Raw genomic sequence first — 22,942 nt, 5'->3', positions numbered from 1 at the left:
GCGACTGGCGTGGGCACGCACACGGCCCAGGTGTTGTCGAACGTTTGGATCACGCGTCGGCCAGGATCAGGTCGGCCACACGCTCGGCAATCATGATCGTCGGCGCGTTGGTATTGCCCCCGGGAAGCGTCGGCATCACCGAGGCATCCACCACCCGCAGCCCGGCGACACCACGCACGCGCAGCTGCGGGTCGACGACTGCGGCTTCGTCGTTGCCCATGCGGCAGCTGCCCACCGGGTGGTACACGGTCTCGGCCTTGGCGCGGATGAAGGCGACAAGGCCGTCGTCGTCGAGGTCGTCGCGCGCGGGGAAGATCGGCGCACCGCGATAGGCGTCGAATGCGGGTTGCGCCAGCACCTCGCGCGAAACCCTGGCGCATTCGAGCGCCATCCGCAGGTCGAAGCCTTCCGCATCCCCCAGGTAGTTGGCTTCGATCCGCGGCTTGTCGCCCGCACGGCTGCTCGTCAACGTGATGCGGCCACGGCTGCGCGGACGCAGGAAGCAGGCATGCACGGTATAGCCGTCGCCTTGCAGGCGGTGCCTTCCATGGTCGTCGAGCATGGCGGGGATGAAGTGCAGCTGGATGTCCGCGCGCGCATCCGGCGCCAGCGGCGAGCGCACGAAGGCGCCGGCCTCGGCGATATTGCTGGTGCCGGGCCCGCGGTGGCCGCGGAGGAAATAGTCGAAGGCCACGCGCAGATCGCTCAGCCGGTCATAGGTCACCGCCTGCGTGCAATGCCGCACGGTGCTGATGTCCAGGTGGTCCTGCAGGTTGGCGCCGACGCCCGGCAGGTCGGCCACCACGTCGATGTCGAGCCGCCGCAATGCCGTCGCCTCGCCGATGCCCGACAGCATCAACAGCTGCGGTGAATTGATCGCGCCGCCGCACAGCAGCACTTCGCGCGCGGCCTGCGGGTGGAACGCCTTGCCGCGTACCGAGTACATGACGCCGCCGGCACGGCGGCCGGAGCCGCTGCCCTCGAACGTGATCCCCGACACCAGCGCCCCGCTGCGGACCGTAAGGTTCGCACGCGCCTGCGCAGGGCGCAGGTAAGCGACCGCCGCCGAGCAGCGGGCGCCGTCGCGCTGCGTCACCTGGTACAGGCCGAAGCCCGTCTGGCGCGGGCCGTTGAAGTCGTCGTTGCGAGCGTATCCGGCCTGCCCGCCGGCGGTGACGAAGGCGTCCGACAGCACGTTGACGTGGCGCAGCTCCGAGACCGACAGCGGGCCATCGCCGCCATGCAGCGCGTCGGCGCCTCGCGCGTTGGCCTCGGCGCGCCGGAAGTAGGGCAGCACCGACGCCCAGTCCCATCCGCTGGCGCCGTGCGCGGCCCAGTCGTCGTAATCGCCGGCGACGCCGCGCACGTAGCACATCGCGTTGATCGAGCTCGATCCACCGAGGACCTTGCCGCGCGGCCACCACAGCGTCCGCCCGTCCAGATGCGGTTCCGGCGCGGTGCTGTAGTTCCAGTTGAGGCGCGTATTGCCTGCCAGCTTCGCCAGGCCTGCCGGCATGTGGATGAAGGGATGGCGGTCGCGCGGGCCGGCCTCGAGCAGCAGCACCCGGTTCGACGGATCCGCGCTGAGCCGGTTGGCGAGCACGCAGCCGGCGGAGCCGGCGCCGATGATGATGTAGTCGTACATGCGTCCCCTCGTCCCTCCGCGTGCAGCGGCCTGCGTCGTCATGGCACGGCGCGTGCGCCGGTTCGCGGATCCGCCGCGGCCCTGCCGGTCCACGCCGGCCTGCATGCCATCATGACGCCGGCTTCCCGAGGATATCCCGATGCGTCCTGCCTTCCTGCTCGCCACCGTGCTGTCGCTGTCGACGGCCGTCGCCACCCGCGTCCATGCCGCCGACGCCGCGCCGACGGCACCGGCACGGACCGCGGTGCATGCCGCGCACCTGCTCGACGTCGACAGCGGCCGGGTGCTGGACGATCCCTGGGTGCTGGTCGAAGGCGACAAGATCGTCTCGGTGACCTCCGGTGGCGGCGCGCCGGCCGGAGCGGCGGTCGTCGAGCTGGGCAACGCCACCCTGCTGCCGGGCCTGATCGACGTGCACGTGCACCTGACCGGCGACCCGACCACCAGCACCGGCAACTACTACCAGGATGCGCTGACGGCGGGCCCGATGGATGCGGCGGTGATGGCGCCGACCTTTGCCAAACGCACGCTCGACGCCGGCTTCACCACCGTGCGCAATGTCGGCGCGCCGGAATACATCGACGTGGCACTGCGCAACGCGATCAACCGTGGCCTGGTCGAAGGCCCGCGCATGCTGGTGGCGACGGTACCGATCGGTTCCACCGGTAGCCACGTCGACGAGACCACCGGCTTCGCTCCCAACATCGAATTCCACGGCGTGACCGGCGTGGCCAACGGCGTCGACGCCGTCCGCGAGCGCGTGCGCGAGAACGTCAAGCGCGGCGCCGACGTCATCAAGTTCATGGCCAGCGCTGGCGTGCTGAGCAACGAGACTTCGGTGGGTGCGCCGCAGTACTCGCAGGCGGAGATGGACGCGATCGTCGACGAGGCGCATCGCTGGGGCCGCAAGGTCGCAGCGCACGCGCACGGCACCGAGGCGATCAAGATGGCGATCCGCGCCGGCGTCGATTCGGTCGAGCATTGCAGCTTCATCGACGCCGAGGGCCTGAAGATGGCGAAGCAGCGCGGCACCTACCTCGACTTCGACATCTACAACGACGACTACATCCTGTCCGAATACGCCAAGCTCGGCGTCCCGCAGGCGCAGATCGAGAAGGAAAAGCTGGTCGGCCGCGTGCAGCGCGAGAACTTCCGCAAGGCGGTGCAGGCCGGCGAGAAGATGGCCTTCGCCACCGATGCCGGCGTCTATCCGCACGGCTGGAATGGCAAGCAGTTCGCGAAGGAAGTCGAGTGGGGCATGACCCCGCTGCAGGCGATCCGTTCGGCCACGATCAACGCCGCCGACCTGCTGGGCTGGAGCGACAAGGTCGGCAGCCTGAAGCCGGGGTATTACGCCGACATGGTCGCGGTCGACGGCGATCCGCTCGCCGATGTGGGCGTGCTCGAGCACGTGGCCTTCGTGATGAAGGGCGGGCGCGTGGTGCGCGCGCTGCAGCCATGAGCGGCACCTGCGCCGGATGAGCGTGCCCGCCGACCGCGCGCATCGCGATCGCCGGCGTCGCCGGCTCATCAAGCGGCTGGCGTGGCTGGTCACGGCCGCCACCTTCGTGTTCCTGGCCTGGGGGTTCGTCTGGGAGCCCGGCCGTCTGGTCGAACGCGACTACAGCATCGCGCTCAAGCGGTGGCCGGCGCAGTGCGATGGCCTGCGCGCCGACGTGGTGGCGGACATCCATACCGGCTCGCCGCGCAACGGCGTCGACAAACTCGACCGCGTGGTGCGGCAGCTGTCGGCCAGCGACAGCGACGTGGTCATCATGGCCGGCGACTACGTGATCCTGAAGGTCCTGCTGGGCAAGTACGTACCGCCCGAAGTGGTCGCCGCGCACCTCAAGCCGCTGCTCACGCACAAGCGCGTGTATGCCGTGCTGGGCAACCACGACTGGTGGAAGAACGGCCGTCGCGTGCGTCGCGCGCTGCAGTCGGTCGGCGTGACCGTGCTGGAGAACCAGGCGACGGAAATCACGCTGGGACAGTGCCGCCTGTGGCTGGTCGGCGTGGGCGACCTGTGGGAAGGCCATCCCGACATCCGCCATGCCTTCGCCGGCGTCGACGACGACGCGCCGGTGATCGCGATCACCCACAACCCGGACCTCTTCCCGCGGATGCCGGCGCGCGCGTCGCTGGTCATCGCCGGGCATACCCATGGCGGGCAGGTCAACCTGCTGCCCGGGCAACCTTCGGTGCGCTTCGGGCATTACATCGCCGGACCGATCTTCGACCAGGGGCGGCAGTTGTTCGTGACCCCGGGGATCGGGACCAGCATCCTGCCGTTCCGGTTCCGCGTTCCACCGGAAATCTCGCGCCTGACCCTGCGCTCCAAAGGCCCGCCTGCGTCGGCGCAGTGATCGCCGCGTCCGAGGACCCGGCCGCCTTAAACCCTGCGGCGCGTCCCGGCATCCGACTGGCTATGCTCACCGCCACCGTGACCGACTGTCCGCTCGAGTCCCCGTGCGCCGCACCGCCGGTCGATATCGACCAGGGGCTCGCGCGTTCCGCCGCGCGCGGCGAGGTGGCGGCGTTCGAGGCGTTGTACCGCCGCCATGCCGGCCGCGTGCACGGCGTCATCGCCAGGCTGGTTGGACACCATGGCGCGCGGGCCGAGGACCTGACCCAGGAAACGTTCGTGCGGGCTTGGCAGGCATTGCCGGGATACCGCTTCGAGAGCGCCTTCGGCACCTGGCTGCACCGGCTGGCGGCAAACACGGCCTTGATGGAACTGCGCGCGCGCCGCAGCCGGCCGCAGTCCGACGGCGATGGTGGCCTGGATGACATCGGCACCCCCGACTCGGCCGGCCACGCAACTGCATTGTCGCTGGACCTGGAGCGCGCGGTGGCGACGCTGCCGTCACGGGCGCGCGCGGTGCTGGTGCTCTACGACGTCGAAGGCTGGAAACACGAGGAGATCGCCGAGGCGCTCGGCATGGCGGTCGGTAGTTCGAAAGCACAGTTGCATCGCGCACGCGGCCTGCTGCGGGCGCGACTGGGAGGCGAGGCATGAGCGACATCGATGACGATGGGTTGACGACGGATTCCGGTGAAGAGGCCCTGCTCGGCGCACTGCGCCGGTTGCGCGCCGACCGCATGCCCGAGCACGATCTGTGGCCGGCGATCGCGGCGTCGATTGCGGGCGACGCACGGCCGACTCGCACGCCCTGGCCCGGGCGTCGCAGCCGGCGCGTGGTGCCGTGGGCGATCGCCGCCTCCTGCCTGCTGGCGCTCGGAGCCGCCTGGCAGTGGCAGCCATCGCGTCCCGCCGACGCACGGGCGCAACTGATCACGCACGAAGCGCAGGCGATGACGCGCGAATACCAGGGCGCATTGCAGGTCATCGCGCGCAGCGCGCCAGCCAGCGTCGAGGGCGATCCCGCGTTGCACGAGCTCGACGACAGCGCCGCGCAGATCCGCCGCGCGCTGCAGCAGGATCCGGACGCGCGCTTCCTGCTCGACCGCCTGCGTCGCACCTATGCCATGCGCCTGGAACTCACCCAGCGCGCCGCGCTCACCTGACAACCACAGCCATCGCTCGCGATGGCAAGGAGCCCACCATGCAACGCCGACACCAGATCACTTCCCTTGCCCTGGCACTCTGCGCCTGCGTCGCCAGCCCGCTGCTGTTCGCGGCCACGCCCATCGACCGGACGCGCCCGCTCGACGCGCAGGGCAAGGTGCAGATCGACAACCTCAAGGGCCGCATCGAAGTCCGCGCATGGGACCGCAACGAAGTCCACATCAGCGGATCCCTCGGCGACGGGGTCGAAAAACTCGTGATCGAAGGCGGGAGCGACGACCTCGTCGTGCGCGTGCAATATCCCAAGCAGATCGGCGCCTGGCGCGGCGATCGCACCGGACCGACGCTGTTGAAACTACAGGTTCCGTTGCGCGCAAGCCTGGATATCGACTCGGTGTCGGCTGACATCGATATCGATGGCATGGCGTCACGGGAGATCGGCATCGAGACGGTCAGTGGCAATGTGGTCGCCGCGGCCGCTCCAGGACATGCGGATATCGACAGCGTGAGCGGGGACCTGCAACTGACGCTCAACAGCGATGACGTCCGGGTTGAGACTGTCAGCGGCGACACCATCCTCAAGGGTCGCCTGGCGGGCGAGGTCCATGGTGAGACGGTGTCGGGGAAATTGTCCATCGACAGCCTGGGTGGTCGCCTGCGGCGGCTGTCGACCGGGACGGTTTCCGGAGACACCGTGCTCGCCGTCGGCCTGGCCGAAGGCGGCGAAATCCGCTCCGAGACCGTCAGCGGCGATGTCCTGCTGCGGATGCCGGCCAACCTGTCGGCCCGGGTGACCGGAAAAAGCTTCAGCGGAGAGCTCAGGGCTTCCGGGGCGAAAATCCGCAAGGAGGAATTCGGTCCGGGCTCCAGTTTCGAGCAGCGCTACGGCAGCGGTGCCGGCGATGTCCGCATGGAGACTTTTTCAGGCGACGCGACCCTGGAGCTGCGCTAGGACGCACAGGTCTTCCTCACGCCGCGTCGGAATGGCACCAGCGAGGGAGGCCGAGCGGTTCCTGGCGTCGCCGACTGACGACGCCGGGGTTGGAATCCGCGGTTGAAGCCGGCCCTGCGGAAGCGCTTTCACCACGACCTGGCGTGGCGTTCGACGGTCAGGCGAGGGCGCGATCGTGCTGGCGCATCGTGTCGCTGGGTGCACGCTCGCTGAAATCCCCGTAATACGCCGCGCCACGCAGTTCCCACGACGCGAAGTCGTCCACCGAGATCGCGTCGACCGTCATCGCACGCAACTCCTGCAACTGCACGCCCTCCGCGGCACTGATCCAGCCTTCGCGCACGGCCTCGTCGAGCTGGGCGTCGAAGTCCAGCGCCTGGATGTCGTTGTTCTTCAGCGCCTTGAGGAACTTGCGCTCCACCGGCTCGGCCTGGATCACCCTGGGCAGGTAGGCGTCGACACGACCGGCCGGATTGTTGTCGCAGGGCGTGAGGAAGACGCCCGCCGCCAGCCGCGCGCGTGCGTCGCATGGCGTCATGAGGATCGCGGCGGTGCGATGGCCCAGGCGATCGCTCGGCGCCTGCGCACGCCGGCCGAGCGGGAACACCAGCAGCCACAGCAGCCAACCGACTGGACGGATCGGAAAGTTGCGCAGCGCCCCGGACAGCGCGGTCTCGATCTTGTTGATGCTGTCGTGGAAGGCCCACGCCAGCAGCGGCTGGTCGCCGACCGGATTGCCTTCGTCCTGGTAGCGCTTGAGCATCGCGCTGGCGATGTAGAGCTGGCTGAGCACGTCGCCCAGGCGCCCGGACAGTGACTCCTTGAACTTGAGCTTGCCGCCCAGCATCAGCATCGAGGTATCGGCCATCACCGCCAGCGCGGCCGAATAGCGATCGAGCTTGCGATAGAAGCGGCGCGTATAGGCGTCGCCCGGCGCCGTGCCGATCAACGTGCCGGTGAGCCCGAACCAGAATGCGCGCACCGCATTGGAGATCGCGAAACCGATGTGCCCGAACAGATTGCGGTCGAAGGCATCGATTCGCTCGCGCGGATCTTCCAGCTGCGCGGCCTTCATTTCCTTCATGACCCACGGATGGCAGAGGATCGCGCCCTGGCCGAAGATCATCAGGCTGCGGGTCATGATGTTCGCGCCTTCGACCGTGATGCTGATCGGCAGCGCCTGCCAGCCGCGACCCAGGTAATTTCGCGGCCCCAGGATGATGCCCTTGCCGCCATGGATGTCCATCGCGTCGCGCAGCACTTCGCGGCCCATCTCGGTGCAGTGGTACTTGGCGATCGTCGACGGCACCGCCGGATTCTCGCCGCGCGTCACCGCCGCGGCGGTTGCCTGCGCCAGCGCGCTGATCGCGTAGGCCTTGCCGCCGATGCGCGCGAGCGCTTCCTCGACGCCTTCGAAACGCCCGACCGACAGGCCGAACTGCTTGCGGATGCGCGCGTAGGCGCCGGTCACGCACGCGGCCATCTTCGAGCCACCGCTGGCGATGGAGGGCAGGGTGATCGAGCGCCCGATCGACAGGCATTCCATCAGCATCTGCCAGCCGCGGCCGGCGTAATCCTCGCCGCCGATCAGCTGCGACAGCGGCACGAACACGCCGTCGCCATGGATCGGGCCGTTCTGGAACGGATTGTTGAGCGGGAAGTGCCGGCGCCCGATGTCCAGCCCCGGCGTCTCGCGCGGCACCAGTGCGAGTGAAATGCCGATGTCCTTCCTGTCGCCGAGCAGGCCGTCCGGGTCGTACATGCGGAAGGCCACGCCGATCAGCGTCGCCACCGGGGCCAGGGTGATGTAGCGCTTGTTGAGGGTCAGGCGGATACCGAGCACCTGCGCGCCGCCCCACTCGCCCATGCCGACGATGCCGTAGTCGGGGATGGAGGTCGCATCGGAACCGGCGAACGGACCGGTCAATGCGAAGCACGGCACTTCGCGGCCGTCGGCCAGGCGCGGCAGGTAATGCAGCTTCTGCTCCTCGGTGCCGTAATGCATCAGCAGTTCGGCGGGTCCCAGCGAGTTCGGCACCCCGACCGTGGTGCTGACGGTCGACGAGATCGACGACAGCTTCTGGATCACCTTGTGGTTCATCAGCGCGGTGAAGCCCAGGCCACCGTATTCCTTCGGGATGTTCAGCCCGAAGAATTTGTTGCGCTTCATGAAGTCCCAGAGCTCCGGCGGCAGGTCGGCGCGCACATGGGTGATGTCCCAGTCGTCGCTCATCCGGCACAGCGCTTCGCAGGGGCCGTCGAGGAAGGCCTGCTCCTCGGCGGTGAGCTCGGGCTTGGGCTGCGACAGCAGTTGCTGCCAGTCGGGCTTGCCGGAGAACAGTTCGCCTTCGAAACCCACCGTGCCCGACTCCAGCGCGGTGCGCTCGGTGTCCGACAGCGGCGGCAGGATGCGGGTGTAGAACTTCAGCAGGGGCGCGGTGATCAGCGGCTTGCGGATCGCAGGTACCAGCAGCGGGATCGCGACCAGCGCGAGCAGCACGGCGGCGATGGCGACCGCCACGTGGCTGGCGCCGAACAGCCAGCATCCCACCAGCAGCACCGCGCTCATCGCGACCCAGACGGCCAGCCGCAGGCGATGGTAGGCCGCGACCGCGCCGGCCAGCAGCAGGACGAGGAAGGGCAGGACGATGCTCATGCTGTGACTCCGATGGTGATCTGCAATGTGCGCTGGCTGGCCGAGCCGCTGCCGCGGTGCGTTTGCCCCGGCGGCGCGGCAGTCGAAAGCGGCTCTGCGTGTGGCCCGGGCTGGCGATCCCGGGTTCAGCACGTTACCATACGCCAAAGTATGGATAGCCTGCTCGCGGCCTGTCAATTGCCTTGCGGCGCAGTCACATACTGTTCCTGACGCCAGCGTATGGATACACTGTTTCGATGACCGGTGCGACCATAGTCCCCGTGGCGAAGGCCCCCGAGCGCGGCGCACGGCTCAGTGCCGAGGACTGGGCCCAGGGCGCGCTCGACGTGATCGCCGAGCAGGGCGTCGCCGCCGTCGCGGTCGAGCCGCTGGCCCGCCGCCTCGGCGTGACCAAGGGCAGCTTCTACTGGCATTTCCCCTCGCGCGACGCCCTCCTGCAGGCGGCGCTGGAGCGCTGGGAGCGGGTGGAGCAGGAGCAGGTCTTCGGCTCGGTCGAAGCCGTCCCCGAGCCGCGCGAGCGCCTGCGGGCGCTGTTCCAGGTCGTCGCCCACGAGGCGCGGTCGCACATCATCTATTGCGAGCTGCTCAAGGCGCTCGACCACCCGACCGTGAAGCCGGTCATCGAGCGCGTCTCCGGCCGTCGCCTGGACTACCTGACCGCCTCGCTGCGGCAGGCCGGGCTGGGCCGGGTCGAGGCGCAGCATCGCGCGCGGCTGGCGTACGCCGCCTATGTCGGCTTCCTGCAACTCAACCAGCTGCACCAGCCACGGATGCAGCACGACGAGTTCGAGGACTACGTCGGACACGTCATGGCCACGCTGATCCCCGCACCATGAGCGGATCGCCCGGCCGCAACAAACACCAAGCAATGAGGACCTGGTCTTGAACGCAGTCACACTCCCGGACGGTGCGTCCACACCGGCGCCGCACAAGGCACTGGACGATGTCACCACGCAGGCGAACGGTAGCGGCCTGGAATCGCTCAACCAGTGGGTGCTGCAGGTCGCGCTGCTGACCCAGCCCGACCGCATCCACTGGTGCGACGGCAGCGACAGCGAATTCGCTGCGCTGACGACGCAGATGGAGGCCGACGGCACCCTCATCCCGCTCAATCCCCAGACCCATCCGCGCAGCTGGCTGCACCGCTCGCATCCGGACGACGTCGCCCGCGTCGAACACCTGACCTTCGTCTGCACCAGCGAGCGCGACGACGCCGGTCCCAACAACCACTGGATGGCGCCGGCCGACGGCCACGCGCAGATGGACAGCCTGTTCGAAGGCTGCATGCGCGGCCGCACGATGTACGTGATTCCCTATTGCATGGGCCCGATCGGCTCGCCGCTGTCGCGTTGCGGGGTGGAGATCACCGATTCGCCGTACGTGGTCGCCAACATGCGGATCATGACCCGGATGGGCGCACCGGCACTGGCGCGGATCGAGCGTGAAGGCCGCTTCGTGCGCGGCCTGCATTCGACCGGCGAGCTGGATCCCAACCGCCGCTTCATCATGCATTTCCCGGAAGAACTGACGATCAAGTCCTACGGTTCGGGTTACGGCGGCAACGCCCTGCTGGGCAAGAAATGCCACGCGCTGCGCATCGCCTCCCACCAGGCGCGCGGCGAGGGCTGGCTGGCCGAGCACATGCTGATCCTCGGCATCGAGAATCCGCAGGGTGAAACCCATTACATCGCCGCGGCGTTCCCGTCGGCCTGCGGCAAGACCAACCTGGCGATGCTGATCCCGCCGGAAGGCTATCGCCGCGATGGCTGGAAGGTCACGACCATCGGCGACGACATCTGCTGGATGCGCCCCGGCGCCGACGGCCGCCTGTACGCGATCAACCCGGAGGCCGGGTTCTTCGGGGTCGCGCCGGGCACGTCGCAGAAATCCAACCCCAACGCGCTGGCGACGATCCAGCACGACACCATCTTCACCAACGTCGGCCTCACCGCCGACAACCAGCCATGGTGGGAAGGCATCGACAACGGCCAGGTGCCGGTCACCGACTGGCGCGGCGAGCCCTACGACCCGGCGAAGCGTCCCGCCGCGCATCCAAACTCGCGCTTCACCGTGAGCGCGCGGCAATGTCCGAGCTGGTCGCCGATGGCCGAGGACGCGCAGGGGGTTCCGATTTCCGCGATCGTCTTTGGCGGCCGGCGCGCTTCGCTGGTGCCGCTGGTGTTCGAGGCGCGCGACTGGGCGCATGGCGTGCTCGTCGGCGCCGCGATGGGCTCGGAGACGACCGCCGCCGCGACCGGAGCGGTCGGCGTGATGCGCCGTGACCCGATGGCGATGAAGCCCTTCTGTGGCTACAACTTCGCGGACTACTTCGCGCACTGGCTGTCGTTCGACAAACCCGGTGCGAAGCTGCCGAAGGTCTTCCACGTCAACTGGTTCCGCAAGGGCGACGATGGCAAGTTCCTGTGGCCGGGCTTCGGCGACAACCTGCGCGTGCTGGAGTGGATGATCGAGCGCGTGGAGGGCCGGGCGGGCGCGGTGGAGACTCCGATCGGCAACCTGCCGCGTGAAGGCGATCTTCACATCGACGACGTCCCGCTCTCGGACGAAGCCCGGTCCAAGCTGTTCGGATTCGATGCGCCCGGCTGGCGCTCGGAGTTCGCGTCCATCGGCGAGTACCTGGACGGCTATGGCGCCCGCCTTCCCGCCGCCCTGAAGGCGGTCCGTTCATCCATCGCGGCCCAGATGGAACCGCGCTAGGGGGTCACCCGCACCCTCGCCGAAGCCGTAACCAGCTGATATCAAAAGCGTTTTGGGGCCGCGTCACCGATCGCGGCCCTTATTGTTTCCTGTACGTAAAAATTGCGTTACCCTTCGGTCGGCAGCCGCGTCTGATTTGCGCCTGACCCCAGGCCAGGCCCACCAGGGCCGGTCTTTAAATTCAACCGTCATGGTTCGGAGAGAGAAGATGACCGATCGTAAAATGTTGCCCCAGGCGATTCGCCTAGCGTTGCTTGCGGGCTCTGTGTCTCTGGTGGCGGGCAATGCCTTTGCCCAGGACGCCCAGAGCACGGATACCACCACCACCGACACCACCCAGGACACCAAGTCCACCACGCTGGACCGCATCGAAGTCACGGGTTCGCGCATCAAGCGCGCCGAGGTCGAAGGTGCGCTGCCGGTCACCGTGATCACCCGCAAGGACATTGAAGTCAGCGGCAAGACCACCGTCGCCGACCTGCTGCAGAACTCCACCTTCAACTCGTTCGGTTCCAACAAGCCGACCTCGGGCAGCTCGGCCCAGTCGATGTCGGAACTCAGCCTGCGTGGCTTGGGTGGCGGTCGTTCGCTGATCCTGATCGACGGCCGCCGTGCGCCGCTGTCGCCGCAGTTCAGCGAGGCCGGTGCCGACCTCAACTCGATCCCGCTGGCCGCGGTCGAGCGCGTTGAGATCCTGTCCGACGGCGCATCGGCCATTTACGGCGCCGACGCGATCGGCGGCGTGGTCAACATCATCACCCGCAAGGACTTCAACGGCGTTGAAGCCACTGTGGGCATGGGCTCGGGCAACTGGGGTGGCGACACCGAGGAAGGCTCGTTGCTGATGGGCGCCTCCAGCGACAAGGGTCGCCTGCTGGGTGGAGTCTCCTACAACAACCGCGACATTTCGTACGTCAAAGACAAGCCGTGGATGGAAGGCTTCCGCGGTCCGTCGTCGTTCGCCAACAACTACACCACGCCGGCCGTCAACCCGGTGACGGGTGACGTGAGCTACGGCGGCCAGATCGGACCGGTTCCGGGCGGTTGCACCAACCCGGGCTTCTACCTCGACGGGAATAATTTCTGCCGGTACGACTACAACGTCTTCGCGGCGGACACGGCGCAGCTCAAGCAGAAGGGTCTGTTCCTGAAGGGCGACTACCAGATCAATGACGACTGGTCGGTCTACATGAACACCAGCGTGACGCAGGTCGCCAGCTTCGGCCGCTTCGCACCGGCGCTCGCCGACCACGGCATCTTCATCCCGGCCGACAGCCCGAACAATCACACCGGCGAGATCAATGGCACCGGCGTGAACACCGACACGGTGCTGAAGCATCGTTTTGCCGCGCTCGGTCCGCGCGACAACTTCGACACGACCACCACGGTGGACGCGAACATCGGCTTCAACTGGCAGGTCAACGACAGCACGTCGCTGGACTTCGGCGTTCGTCGCGCCCATTCGGGTTACACCAACTTCGGCTACAACTACGTCAACGTGCCGATCGCGACCCAGTTGATCCAGGACGGCACCTACGACATCGTCGATCCGATCAACAACGATCCGGACGTGCTGGATGCGATCCGCGCCACCACCACGCGCGACTCGCACTTCAACGAAGACGAGCTGTACGCATTGGCCAGCATCGACGTGTTCGACCTTGCCGGTGGCACCTCCGGCCTGGCGGTCGGCGTCGAACACCACAAGCAGAACTTCGCCGACATCTACGATGCGCAGTCGTCGGCCGGCAACATCGGTGGATCCTCGGGTAACTCGAGTGCCGGTAGCCGCAACTTCAACTCGATGTACGCCGAGTGGCTGCTGCCGTTCACCAACTGGTTCGAGGCCGACGTGGCTTACCGCTACGACAACTACTCGGATTTCGGCACGTCGTCGGTTCCGAAGATCTCGGTGCGCTTCCACCCGATGGACAACCTGACCCTGCGCGCGAGCTACGGCGAAGGTTTCCGCGCACCGCCGCTGACGATCCTGAACTCGGAGCCTGCGTTCTCCGCCGACACCGTCATCGACGGACCGACCGCTATTGCGTTCGGCCTGGACCCGACCAAGGGCGTCCAGATCGACGGCCTGCGCGTGGCGACCCCGGATCTGCAGGCGGAGAAGTCCAAGCAGTGGAGCGCGGGCGTGGTGTATGACCCGACCGACTGGCTGAGCATGAAGTTGGATTACTACAACATCAAGCTGACCAACCAGGTCAAGTTCTTCTCGAGCCAGGAAGTCGTCAACCGCACCAGGCTTGGCCAGTTCCTGCCCTCGAACCTGTTCGTCATTCGTGACCCGTCCAACGGCGCGATCGTGCAGGTCCGTGCGGGTTATGCCAACGAGGGCTTCATCAACACCGACGGCTTCGACTTCAATGCCGCGACCAAGTTCGACCTGGGCAGCTTCGGCACGCTGAAGAACAACCTGCAGGCGAGCTACATCCGCAAATTTGAAGTCAGTGGTAGCCCCGGTACTGCTCCCTCCGACCAGATCGGAACGACGGATGCGCCGAAGTGGCGCGCGACGTTGACCAACCAGTGGGAGAAGGGTGACTTCTCGCTGGTGTGGACGATCAATGCCATGCAGCAGACCCCGTCGTACACCACTGAACTCCTGGCCGACTACGGCTATGCCAATGCTTGCCAGGCCGGCGTGGACTACGGCTACTCGAACTCGCTGTCGTGCAAGAGCTACTACATGACCCACGACGTCTCGGCCACGATGAAGATGCCGTGGAACGGCAAGATCACCATCGGCGCCATCAACGTGACGAACAAGGAGCCGCGTCTCGACCAGTTCGCCTTCACGCCCCCGTATTACAACCAGGGGCTGTACTGGGGCTACGGTCGTCAGATTTACTTCCGCTACAGCCAGACTTGGTAATCGTTGTTCTTGCGATATCGAGGGGCCCCTTTCGGGGCCCCTTTTTTTTGCGCGCGGCGACGTGCAGGTTCGCAATCCGGCCTTGCTCCCTGTCTCCCGACGATCACTTGCACGAATCAGAAGGCACGTAGCCGGATGCACCGACGGATGTCGCAGTGCGACATCGTCGCGGTTCAATGGGATGCGCCCGGATTGACGCAAGCTCCGGCGACGCGTGATGGCTCGATTGGACCATCCATGTCGGCTCCATGGGTTTTCACCGAGGGGCCGGGAGTTGGCCCGGGAGCCGGGAAAGCGGGCCTGTTGCGGCTAGAATATGCGCGCGTTTTCGATAACCCCCCGGCACGAGTGGCGATGTCCAATATCCAAGAATTGCTTTCCCAGGCTCGCCGGTCGGTTGCCGCGCGGGACATGGCAGGCGCCACGCTGCATTACCGGAAAGTGCTCGAGTCCGCGGAAGATGCGGAGGCGCTATTGCACCTGTCGAATGTCGAGGCACGTTCCGGCCATTACCGGCGCGGTCGCGATCTCGCGCTTCGTGCGCTGGCTGCCGCTGCCGGCAAGCCCGCCCTCGCGCCCAGCGTCTTGTTGTGCCTGCGGCACTTCGAAGAGACAAGCGCGTTGCGCGACTACATCGACCAGTCGCCCTTTCTTCGCGAAATGGCCGACCCGCGCACCCTGCAGCTGGTGTCTGCCCAGCTGAGCTGGAGCGGCGATCAGGAGCAGGCGATCGAGTTCATCAGCAGGGCCATTCGCTGGGATCCGCAAATGGCATCCTTGCGCGTGGCGCGCGCGCAGATGGAGATCTTCCTGGGGGATTTCGATTCGGCGCAGGAAGATCTTGAAGCGGCCCTGCGCAGCGAGCAGGACAAACCAAACGTCTATTGGACGTTGGCGCAAGTCCGCAAGTGGACTGCCGACAACAACCACATCGACGCGATCCGGCGCACCCTCCAAAGGTCTGGCTTGTCGGTGCTGGACCGCACCCGGCTGCAGTACGCCATGCACAAGGAGCTCGATGACATCGGTGATATCCCCGGTGCGTTTGCGGCCCTGGAAGCCGGATGCAGGCTTCAACGGCCCAGCCAGAAATACAGCGCGGAGGAGAATCGCCGGCTGTTCTCAAAACTCAAGGCAATACGCGTCGGCGAATTCGATCCCGGAACATTCGGCTTCACGCCGGTTTTCATTGTCGGAATGTTCCGTTCCGGCACCACGCTGCTCGAACAATTGATGGGCGGTCATCCGGGCGTTCTCAATGCGGGTGAGTTGCACGACATGGCGGCTTGCATGCGCTACGCGGCCGATCATTTTTTCCCAGGTGGTACCGACGAGATCGTGGTCGATCGCTCCGGCGGCATCGACTTCGCGCAGGTTGGCCGGCAGTACATGGAAGGGGTTCGCTGGCGCCTGGCCGGGCATGACTACCTGACCGACAAGTGGCCGCCCAATCATATGAACGTCGGTTTCATCTGCCAGGCGATGCCGTCGGCCAAGATCATCCACATGTCGCGTGATCCGCGCGAAGTCTGTTTTTCGAACCTGCGTGAGCTGTTCGGGAATGCAGCGCCGTATTCGTACGACCAGCTGGAACTGGCAGATTACAGCAACCAGTATCGCGACCTGATGGACCATTGGCGCCAGCGCTTCCCGGGCCGGATCCTCGACGTCAATTACGCGGACCTGACCCGCAAGACCGAAGCGACGATGCGCAACGTCGCCGAGTTCTGTGGCTTCCCCTTCACCGAGAAGCTGTTGCAGCCCAATTCCGAAGGCAAGAGCGTAGCGACTGCCAGCGCCGTGCAGGTACGTGACAAGGTGGTCGCCAGGGATGTGCCGAAATGGGCGCCCTACGAACAATACCTGCAGCCGCTACTCGGTGCGCTGCGATGAATGACCTACCAGTGGAACAAACATGACATCGGCGATTGACCAGACCAAGGCGCGTTACGACGACTTGCCATACAGCTCGTACCCCTACCTGCACAGTGCGCCCGAGCAGCTGGCGGCGGTGGCGACCCTGTTCGGCCTTCCCGGCCCGGAAGTGGCGACGTCGCGCGTCCTGGAGCTGGGCTGCGCGTCCGGAGGCAACCTGATTCCATTCGCACTTCGCCATCCGGCCGCGAAGGCGGTCGGACTGGATATTTCGGGCGTCCAAGTTACGAAAGGTCGTGACTACATCTCCCGATTGGGTGCCGACAACGTTGTATTGCAAGAGGCCGATTTTCTCGGGGTCGAGCCAGCCAAGCTTGGCAAGTTCGATTACATCATCGCGCATGGTGTGTACAGCTGGGTATCGCCGGAAGCGCAGGATGCTGTTCTGCGCATCATCAGCGAGTGCCTCTCGGCGAATGGCGTGGCATTCGTCAGCTACAACACGTATCCGGGTTGGAAGGCCAAGGAAATCCTCCGTGACGCGATGCTCATGCATGGAGGAACCGGCCGAAACGCAACCGAGCAGGTGGCCTACGGGCGTTCGATGCTCGCGTTCCTGCAATCAACCGCGCCGAAAGGAGGATTGACGGCGGTGGCGCTGAACGAAAATCTTGCGCATATCGTACGTGCACCGATCAGCTACTTGGCCCACGATTACCTCGAACCTTTCAACCTCCCGTGCTATTTCCACGAATTCGTGGAGCGCATCCGCGGCCACCAGCTCGCCTACCTCGGCGAAGCCCAGCCTTCGATGATGATGCCTTCCAACTACGGTCCGGAATTGGCGCGGCAGTTGTATGGCGCCCTTGGCGAGGATCAGGTGCGCGTCGAGCAATACCTCGATTTTGCAATCAGCCGCTCGTTTCGGCAGACGTTGCTGGTCCGTGCAGAACGTGCGGCGACGCTGCGCTGGCAATTGGACGAAAAGGCGGTCGGCGACCTGAATTTCGCCGCGCATCTTTATTGCAAGGACGGTCCGATCCGGTTCGACGGACAACCACAGGAATTCGCCGCGCCCTCACATGCGGCGAATCTCACGGTCGGTTTGAGCGGCCTCAAACGCGCCATCGAATTGCTGGAAAAAAGGTGGCCTGCCACGGTGACGCGTGACGAGCTGGTGCACCATGCCCAGCTCACGCAAGGAGACGTGGGTGCGGTCGCCCCGGAAATTCTTGCGGACGCCGTCGACGAGTTGCTTGAGATGCTGGTCCTGCGCGGTATGGCGCGGATCAGGTTGGCGCCGGTCGAAGTCGCCGCGGAGGTTGATGGCGTGATCATTGATCCAATCGTACGGAGGCAAGTGAACGCCATCGATGCCTCCCAGAGCCACGTGGCGAACGTCTGGCACGACAGCGTGGACATCGGCGAAGCCGAACGACTCCTGCTTCCGACCATCGACGGTGCGATCGACCGCAACAAGCTTGCGGCCACCGTCGCGACGGCCCTCCGCGAGGGGCGCATTTCGATTTCCGATGCGGGCGAACAGACCGGTGCCGATCCTGATGAACAGGCAGAGGTTTTCGTGACCCGTTTCCTGCAGCGAATGCGCGAAGCGGCGGTATTGCGGCGCTCCGTTTAGAAGCGCTGGCCCACGTCCGCAAGGCGCCACTCGAGCGGCGTTAGGAACTCGCGGTACTCCTGCCATTTCGGTCGCAACGGAAGGCTTGGTTTCTGCCTGACCTGTACCGCGCTTGCGGTGTTGACACCGCGCACCTGGGAATCGGTCTCGAGCATGGACGGCTGGTACTCGATCCCGAGGTAGGATGCGGCACGTTTGAGCTCGGCGGCTGGGTTGGTCGCCAGGGCCGTATAGGTCACATCGTGGATGCGCCCGGGAAAGCATTGCCGCCAATGCTTCATCAGTGAGAAGTATTGGCGGTAGTAGGCCGCCAGTTCGTGTTGGTCGTAGGAATAGCGGCAGGTCGTGTCCGAGAATGGTTCGCGCAGGTTGGAAAAGCATGTCTCCATCGGATCACGCAGCATGTGCAGGATCTTCGCGTTGGGCAGTGCGCGCAGGATGAATCCGATATTGAGGAAGTTCGACGGAAGCTTGTCGGTGAGAAACCGTTTGCCACCGAGGCGCCAAGCCACTGAATCGGCGTAGCCACGGCCGATGGCGGCATAGTCGAAGTCCGCGGAGGCTTCAACGATGGCAAGGTCGACTTCGGTGGGGCAATGGTGATCGGCGGCAAGCCGCAGTTGGCTGGTGAAGTCGTAGAGCTCGCCTCCCGACGCGATTTCCCCATGTCCGGCGAGCATCTGCTCCAGTAGGGTGGTCCCCGATCGGTGCATGCCGACGATGAACACCGGCGTGAAGGCCGCATCCTCGAATCCGCCTTGGGAGCCGGCTGCCACCGGCAACGATTTGAGTGCCGAAAACAACCGCTCGTCCTGCTTGGGGTCGTAGTCCACGACCTTGCGCATTGAAGTGCAGGCCGTCGCGAGCGCGTTCTTGGCGGCGGCGTAATCCCCTTGTCGATCGAGTTCGCGATGGAGGGTAAAGCCGAGCAGCGCAGCGGCCCGGGGCGTATCGGCACCAGCCAAGTGACGTATTAGTTCATTCAGATCAAGACGGCCCGCCCCGTCCCCCGGCAGCCGCGACAGCTGCCACCACGCGGGGGCGTGGTCGGGCTCGATCCGAAGGCATTCACGCAAACGGGTTTCAGCTTCGTCGAATCGGCCCAGGTTCAGAAGCGCCAGTCCCAATGCAGCCTGCAGGTCCGCCGAATCGGGATGCTCGACCGCAGCCCGGGATGCGAATTCAAAAGCGGCTTGCGGTTCGTTGATCGAACCGAACAGCCGTGCCACCAGGATGGCCACGTCGGCGTCGGTGGCGATCTCCGCGGGAAGATCCGAGATCGCCTCGCGCATTTCAGCGACGAGGTTGAACAGGCGCAGTCGACGCAACAGGAGCAGGCATTGCAGTTTGTCGGTGACCGCGCCTGCACCGTGCGCCGCCAACGCGTACCCGCGCGCGCTGACGTAGTGGTCCTCGGCCGATTCCAAGCGGGAACGCTGGATCAGCGCAAGCCTGTTACCAGGATGCGCCGCGAGGATCTCGTCGCTGATGGCTCGGGCCGCGGCGATCTTGCCAGCGGCGATCAGTTGGCGGGCTCGCACCAGCTTTTGCTGCGGAAACGGCCCTGCCGCCTTGTCGCAAGGCGCCGGCGCGGGTGTAGGCAAAGTCAAAGATCCTGTTCGTACCGGATGTAGGGCATCGCGCCGTCATCCGCTTGCCCGGTGTCGGAATTGTGGAAGGAGAACGGATTCTTTCCCCGGGTAATGACGTTGTCGGCCCCCACGGACAGCTGGCCACTCCAGGGGGTGCGCCAGGTCAGGCCGATCCCGAGCACCTCCCACTTCGATTGACCGGGGGTGTCGATGACGTGTCCCAGGATATTGGCGCCGAAAACCCCGATGCCTCCACTGAGCGACAGCGACCGCGTCGTGAACTGGTTCGGCAACAGGCCACTGGCCTGCGCGTCCAGATAGGGCACCAGGCGCGCCTTGGCCACCGTACCCGCGATGGAGACGTAGCCTTCCTGCGGCAATGCCTTGCGGGCAAACACGGTCAGGTCGCTCACGTCGATCCTGGTCGGTCCGGCGGCTGGCATGAGCCAGGAAGGCAGGGTGTCCCGGCCGCTGCCGACTCCGAGGCCGATACGGGTTCCGCCATGGGAAAAGGGCGAATTGGCCACATTGCGATGGGGAGCACCGTCGGTATCGAGGGATGCGAGCAGGCAATTGTTCGCCAAGTTACCGATCGCCGTGGAAATACCGCTCTTGCGGTCGCACAGCAGGGCCAGAGAGTCGCCCGAATCCATGCCGAAGGTTGCATCCAGCGAATTGCTGCCGAAGCGGAAGCGCCCGCCGGCACTGCTGGCATTGGCGGGCTCGAGCACGAGGACGGCTTCGACCTTGCCGCTGGCGCTGTTCCAGACAGGAAGCACCGTCTTGTCGCCGCTCGGCATCGATTGGGCGCTCGCAGTGCTCGCCGCGCCGAAGGCGAGGAGCAGGGCGAACGACAAGGACAGGCGGCGTGACATGGCGTCGATGAGACCCGTCTGGGGCCGATGAGTTCCTGGAAATCAGACAGGTCGAGCTTAGTCGATTTATGTTTCCTTAACAACTGGCTCGACCCGGGAACCTCCCCCGAGGAGGCTCGCGTGCGGCCAAGCCCCCAGTGGGCGGAAAGTGGCCTACGGGGCGCGCCCGGCGTTGATCAAAGCTCCCCCGAGGCGTCGCTGGAGCCGTTGTAATCGAGGATGCCCTGGATCGTCTCGCAGACCAGCTCCCTCTCCAGGAGGGTCAGCATCGGGTGCCAGACGTCGAAGATCAGGACAACCCGCAGGCGGTCGCTGTAATTCCAAGCCTCGTGCAGGATGGTGTCGTCGAATAGCACCAGCTCGCCCGGCTTCCAGACGTGCGTTTCGCCGCCGACCCGCAACGCACAATCCGGTGGAATGATCAGCGGCATATGGACCGTCAGGCGACTGTTGGTGGCGCCGTTGTGTGCCCCGATGTGCGTTCCCGGCTTCAATGCGGAAAAGAATGTCACAGGCGCACGACCCGGAACCATGCACATCGGTGCGTTTTCCACCAATGCCGCCACCGTCCGTGGGCAGCGTGCCGCATGCTCCTCGATGAGTTTGCCGCTGTCCCAGAAATAATAGGCTCCCCAGTCCGCGTTGTTGTTCAGCGGCTCGAATGGACCCTTGGGTTCGTCATCCGGCATCTGCACGTAGGGAACGAATTCGGCCTGTTCTTCGAGTAGCGACTGCAGTTCCTGCAACATCGCCGGGAAGGCGGCTTCGACGGCCGGCGCCCATTCGAAATCCTCGCGATGAAAGATCGGGATCGATGGCAGTCGTGCGAACGGCAGCGTCTGTGGTTTGGACAGCGCCATGTCGCGCCTTCCGGTGAGCACGTCGAGGCTGTGCTCGAAGCGCTCGAGCTGGCGGGGCGTTCCGGTGCGCATCAGGCCGCCGATGCGTCCGAGCAGGAATTGCCGCAACTCGGACTGGTTCTGTACCTGCACGCTCCTGGCGTGGTCGACGAGTTGCTTCATTTCGGGGGCCTGCTGGACGGCCTCGGGCATGTAAGCGAGTGCCCTGCCGTAGGAAGCAGCGGCGGCGCGATGCTGGTGCTTCGCTTCCAGCAGCCTGGCCTTCTCGATGTGCGGACCCCAGGCGACGGGGTCGGCCTTGATGGCTGAATCGATGGCCAAGAGCGCCGACTCGGGGTCGCCGAGTTCGGAATGCACGCGCGACAGGTTGGCGTGCGCCATCGTGTAATCCGGTGCAGCCCGTACCGCGCGTTGCAGCAGGTCACGCGCCATGGAAAGGTCGCCACGGTGCATCGCCTGCATGGCGAGATTGTTGAGTGCAGGCGGAAAATCCGCTTCGATCTCGAGCACCTTCTGCCAGCACACCGCTGCGGAAACGGCCTGGCCGCGTTGGGCCAGCTGATCGCCTTCGATCATCAGGCGGCTGATCATGGAGTCGGTATTGGCATTCATTGGGTGCTGTCCGGGAAGCCGCTGAAGATCGGCATTTTCCCCCATCGTGGCATTCCGTGCGGGCGATGGCGATGCCCGATCGACTCCCCCCGCCAGGCTGGCGGTGTTCGCAAGTTTGGACCGGGGACTGCCGGCCCTCCCGAGCCGCAAGAGGCCTCTCTCGACAATCGCCTGGCAACGCGACCTGTCACTGCAGTCGCGCGGGCGGCTCGACCTCCACGCCACGCGGCCGGAACAGGTCGCCGATCTGTGCGGCATCGAAGCGGTACTGCTGGCCGCAGAATTCGCAATGAATTTCCGCCATGCCACTTTCCGCGGCGGCCAAGGCTTCCTCTTCGCCCAGCGACTGCAGCATCGACTCGACCCGTTCGCGGGAACACGAGCATGCGAAGCGTAGCGGCCGGTTGCCGAAGACCTCGATCGTGTCTTCCGGGAACAGCCGGTCCAGCAGTGTCTGCGTCGGCCAATCCAGCAGTTCGCGGGCGCTGAGCGTGTCGAACAGGATTGAGGCACGCGTCCACCCGTCCTCGTCGCCCGCATCGCCGGGCAGCTTCTGCAGCATCAGTCCGGCGACGCGCTCCGGGTCGACCGCGAGCAGCAATCGGGTCGGCAGCTGTTCGGATTGCTTGAAGTACGCTTCGAAAGCGCTTGCGAGGTCGTCGGATTCGAGACCGACGATGCCCTGGTAGCGAACAGGCTCGCGGTCGCCGACGCCCGGGTTCTCGATAGTGATGGCAAGCAGGGCGTTTTCCCCGAGCTCGCGCAGGTCGCGCGAAAGTGGTGTGTCGCCGTCGTACTGCGCGATGCCGCGCAGCGTGCCGGCCGCCGTGCATTCGGCGAAGAGCGTGCGCAGTGGCCCGTCGCCGCGCAACTGGACCGACAGGCGTCCATCCACCTTCGCGTGCCCGGTGAACAGCGCAGCCGCGGCGCATGCTTCCCCCAGCAGTTCCTCGACCGCGGCCGGATATTGGGCGCGCGCGCGGATCTGCCGCCAGGTTTCCTCCAGGCACACGCGCACCCCCCGCACGCCGGCCTCCTTCAACAGAAAGCGGGTCAGGGCATTGCGGTCGTCGTCGGGTGGCTTTCGGGTCATGGTCGGTGT

General features: G+C 65.8%; 16 protein-coding genes. 10 read left to right on the top strand and 6 right to left on the bottom strand.

Annotated features, from left to right (window positions below; translation table 11 throughout):
* Positions 1 to 49: 49 nt before the first annotated feature.
* A complete protein-coding gene (locus G7B67_RS01475; RefSeq protein WP_166206664.1) occupies positions 50 to 1,645 on the bottom strand; it encodes a GMC family oxidoreductase in 1,596 nt (531 codons plus the stop codon).
* 139 nt (positions 1,646 to 1,784) lie between these two features.
* Between G7B67_RS01475 and G7B67_RS01470 the strand changes: the two genes are divergently transcribed.
* From G7B67_RS01470 to G7B67_RS01450, 5 genes are all read left to right on the top strand, one after another.
* Complete coding sequence (locus G7B67_RS01470) at positions 1,785 to 3,107, top strand: Xaa-Pro dipeptidase (RefSeq protein WP_166206662.1); 1,323 nt, start codon at positions 1,785 to 1,787, stop codon at positions 3,105 to 3,107.
* A gap of 22 nt (positions 3,108 to 3,129) precedes the next feature.
* Positions 3,130 to 4,011, top strand: coding sequence for a metallophosphoesterase (locus G7B67_RS01465; RefSeq protein WP_207780844.1), 882 nt, complete (start codon positions 3,130 to 3,132; stop codon positions 4,009 to 4,011).
* 62 nt (positions 4,012 to 4,073) lie between these two features.
* Positions 4,074 to 4,664: an RNA polymerase sigma factor gene (locus G7B67_RS01460; RefSeq protein ID WP_166206658.1), complete on the top strand. Its 591-nt coding sequence runs from the start codon at positions 4,074 to 4,076 to the stop codon at positions 4,662 to 4,664.
* The gene (locus tag G7B67_RS01455; protein WP_166206656.1) at positions 4,661 to 5,173 is read left to right on the top strand and encodes a hypothetical protein; all 513 of its coding nucleotides are present in this window, start codon (positions 4,661 to 4,663) and stop codon (positions 5,171 to 5,173) included. The genes G7B67_RS01460 and G7B67_RS01455 overlap by 4 nt, the downstream gene beginning before the upstream one ends.
* A 38-nt stretch (positions 5,174 to 5,211) precedes the next feature.
* A complete protein-coding gene (locus G7B67_RS01450) occupies positions 5,212 to 6,126 on the top strand; it encodes a DUF4097 family beta strand repeat-containing protein (RefSeq protein ID WP_166206654.1) in 915 nt (304 codons plus the stop codon).
* A 157-nt stretch (positions 6,127 to 6,283) separates the two neighbouring features.
* On the opposite strand, the gene G7B67_RS01445 is transcribed toward G7B67_RS01450, so the two are convergent.
* Positions 6,284 to 8,782, bottom strand: a complete 2,499-nt coding sequence (locus G7B67_RS01445; protein WP_166206652.1) for an acyl-CoA dehydrogenase — start codon at positions 8,780 to 8,782, stop codon at positions 6,284 to 6,286.
* Between the two features lie 236 nt (positions 8,783 to 9,018).
* Between G7B67_RS01445 and G7B67_RS01440 the strand changes: the two genes are divergently transcribed.
* From G7B67_RS01440 to G7B67_RS01420, 5 genes are all read left to right on the top strand, one after another.
* Positions 9,019 to 9,618, top strand: coding sequence for a TetR/AcrR family transcriptional regulator (locus tag G7B67_RS01440; RefSeq protein ID WP_166206650.1), 600 nt, complete (start codon positions 9,019 to 9,021; stop codon positions 9,616 to 9,618).
* A gap of 157 nt (positions 9,619 to 9,775) precedes the next feature.
* Positions 9,776 to 11,500: a phosphoenolpyruvate carboxykinase (GTP) gene (locus G7B67_RS01435; protein WP_425482397.1), complete on the top strand. Its 1,725-nt coding sequence runs from the start codon at positions 9,776 to 9,778 to the stop codon at positions 11,498 to 11,500.
* Between the two features lie 208 nt (positions 11,501 to 11,708).
* Positions 11,709 to 14,387, top strand: coding sequence for a TonB-dependent receptor plug domain-containing protein (locus G7B67_RS01430; RefSeq protein ID WP_166206646.1), 2,679 nt, complete (start codon positions 11,709 to 11,711; stop codon positions 14,385 to 14,387).
* A 354-nt stretch (positions 14,388 to 14,741) separates the two neighbouring features.
* The gene (locus G7B67_RS01425) at positions 14,742 to 16,280 is read left to right on the top strand and encodes a tetratricopeptide repeat-containing sulfotransferase family protein (RefSeq protein ID WP_166206644.1); all 1,539 of its coding nucleotides are present in this window, start codon (positions 14,742 to 14,744) and stop codon (positions 16,278 to 16,280) included.
* Positions 16,281 to 16,302: 22 nt separating this feature from the next.
* Positions 16,303 to 17,901: a methyltransferase regulatory domain-containing protein gene (locus G7B67_RS01420; protein ID WP_166206642.1), complete on the top strand. Its 1,599-nt coding sequence runs from the start codon at positions 16,303 to 16,305 to the stop codon at positions 17,899 to 17,901.
* Here G7B67_RS01420 and G7B67_RS01415 read toward each other — a convergent pair.
* The 4 genes from G7B67_RS01415 to hslO form a co-directional block, all read right to left on the bottom strand.
* Entirely contained in the window at positions 17,898 to 19,442 is a 1,545-nt protein-coding gene (locus G7B67_RS01415; protein WP_166206640.1) for a tetratricopeptide repeat-containing sulfotransferase family protein, read from the bottom strand. The two genes, G7B67_RS01420 and G7B67_RS01415, sit on opposite strands and share 4 nt — an antisense overlap.
* Before the next feature lie 65 nt (positions 19,443 to 19,507).
* A complete protein-coding gene (locus tag G7B67_RS01410; protein ID WP_166206638.1) occupies positions 19,508 to 20,368 on the bottom strand; it encodes an XOO1806 family protein in 861 nt (286 codons plus the stop codon).
* Positions 20,369 to 20,544: 176 nt separating this feature from the next.
* Positions 20,545 to 22,098, bottom strand: a complete 1,554-nt coding sequence (locus G7B67_RS01405; RefSeq protein ID WP_166206637.1) for an aspartyl/asparaginyl beta-hydroxylase domain-containing protein — start codon at positions 22,096 to 22,098, stop codon at positions 20,545 to 20,547.
* Positions 22,028 to 22,933: an Hsp33 family molecular chaperone HslO gene (gene hslO / locus G7B67_RS01400; RefSeq protein WP_166206635.1), complete on the bottom strand. Its 906-nt coding sequence runs from the start codon at positions 22,931 to 22,933 to the stop codon at positions 22,028 to 22,030. Before hslO ends, G7B67_RS01405 begins: the two co-directional genes overlap by 71 nt.
* Between the last annotated feature and the right edge of the window lie 9 nt (positions 22,934 to 22,942).

It is taken from the genome of Cognatiluteimonas telluris (genome assembly GCF_011320095.1).
GTDB classification, from domain to species: domain Bacteria; phylum Pseudomonadota; class Gammaproteobacteria; order Xanthomonadales; family Xanthomonadaceae; genus Cognatiluteimonas; species Cognatiluteimonas telluris.
This window is presented reverse-complemented; position numbering and strand designations above follow the sequence as displayed.

Excerpts from the sequence above, each read along its gene's own strand:
- G7B67_RS01475 (WP_166206664.1), bottom strand. The coding sequence starts at position 1,645 with ATGTACGACTACATCATCATCGGCGCCGGCTCCGCCGGCTGCGTGCTC.
- hslO (WP_166206635.1), bottom strand. The coding sequence starts at position 22,933 with ATGACCCGAAAGCCACCCGACGACGACCGCAATGCCCTGACCCGCTTT.
- G7B67_RS01420 (WP_166206642.1), top strand. The coding sequence starts at position 16,303 with ATGACATCGGCGATTGACCAGACCAAGGCGCGTTACGACGACTTGCCA.
- G7B67_RS01425 (WP_166206644.1), top strand. The coding sequence starts at position 14,742 with ATGTCCAATATCCAAGAATTGCTTTCCCAGGCTCGCCGGTCGGTTGCC.
- G7B67_RS01460 (WP_166206658.1), top strand. The coding sequence starts at position 4,074 with ATGCTCACCGCCACCGTGACCGACTGTCCGCTCGAGTCCCCGTGCGCC.
- G7B67_RS01405 (WP_166206637.1), bottom strand. The coding sequence starts at position 22,098 with ATGCCGCACAGATCGGCGACCTGTTCCGGCCGCGTGGCGTGGAGGTCG.
- G7B67_RS01440 (WP_166206650.1), top strand. The coding sequence starts at position 9,019 with ATGACCGGTGCGACCATAGTCCCCGTGGCGAAGGCCCCCGAGCGCGGC.
- G7B67_RS01445 (WP_166206652.1), bottom strand. The coding sequence starts at position 8,782 with ATGAGCATCGTCCTGCCCTTCCTCGTCCTGCTGCTGGCCGGCGCGGTC.
- G7B67_RS01450 (WP_166206654.1), top strand. The coding sequence starts at position 5,212 with ATGCAACGCCGACACCAGATCACTTCCCTTGCCCTGGCACTCTGCGCC.
- G7B67_RS01470 (WP_166206662.1), top strand. The coding sequence starts at position 1,785 with ATGCGTCCTGCCTTCCTGCTCGCCACCGTGCTGTCGCTGTCGACGGCC.
- G7B67_RS01410 (WP_166206638.1), bottom strand. The coding sequence starts at position 20,368 with ATGTCACGCCGCCTGTCCTTGTCGTTCGCCCTGCTCCTCGCCTTCGGC.
- G7B67_RS01455 (WP_166206656.1), top strand. The coding sequence starts at position 4,661 with ATGAGCGACATCGATGACGATGGGTTGACGACGGATTCCGGTGAAGAG.
- G7B67_RS01430 (WP_166206646.1), top strand. The coding sequence starts at position 11,709 with ATGACCGATCGTAAAATGTTGCCCCAGGCGATTCGCCTAGCGTTGCTT.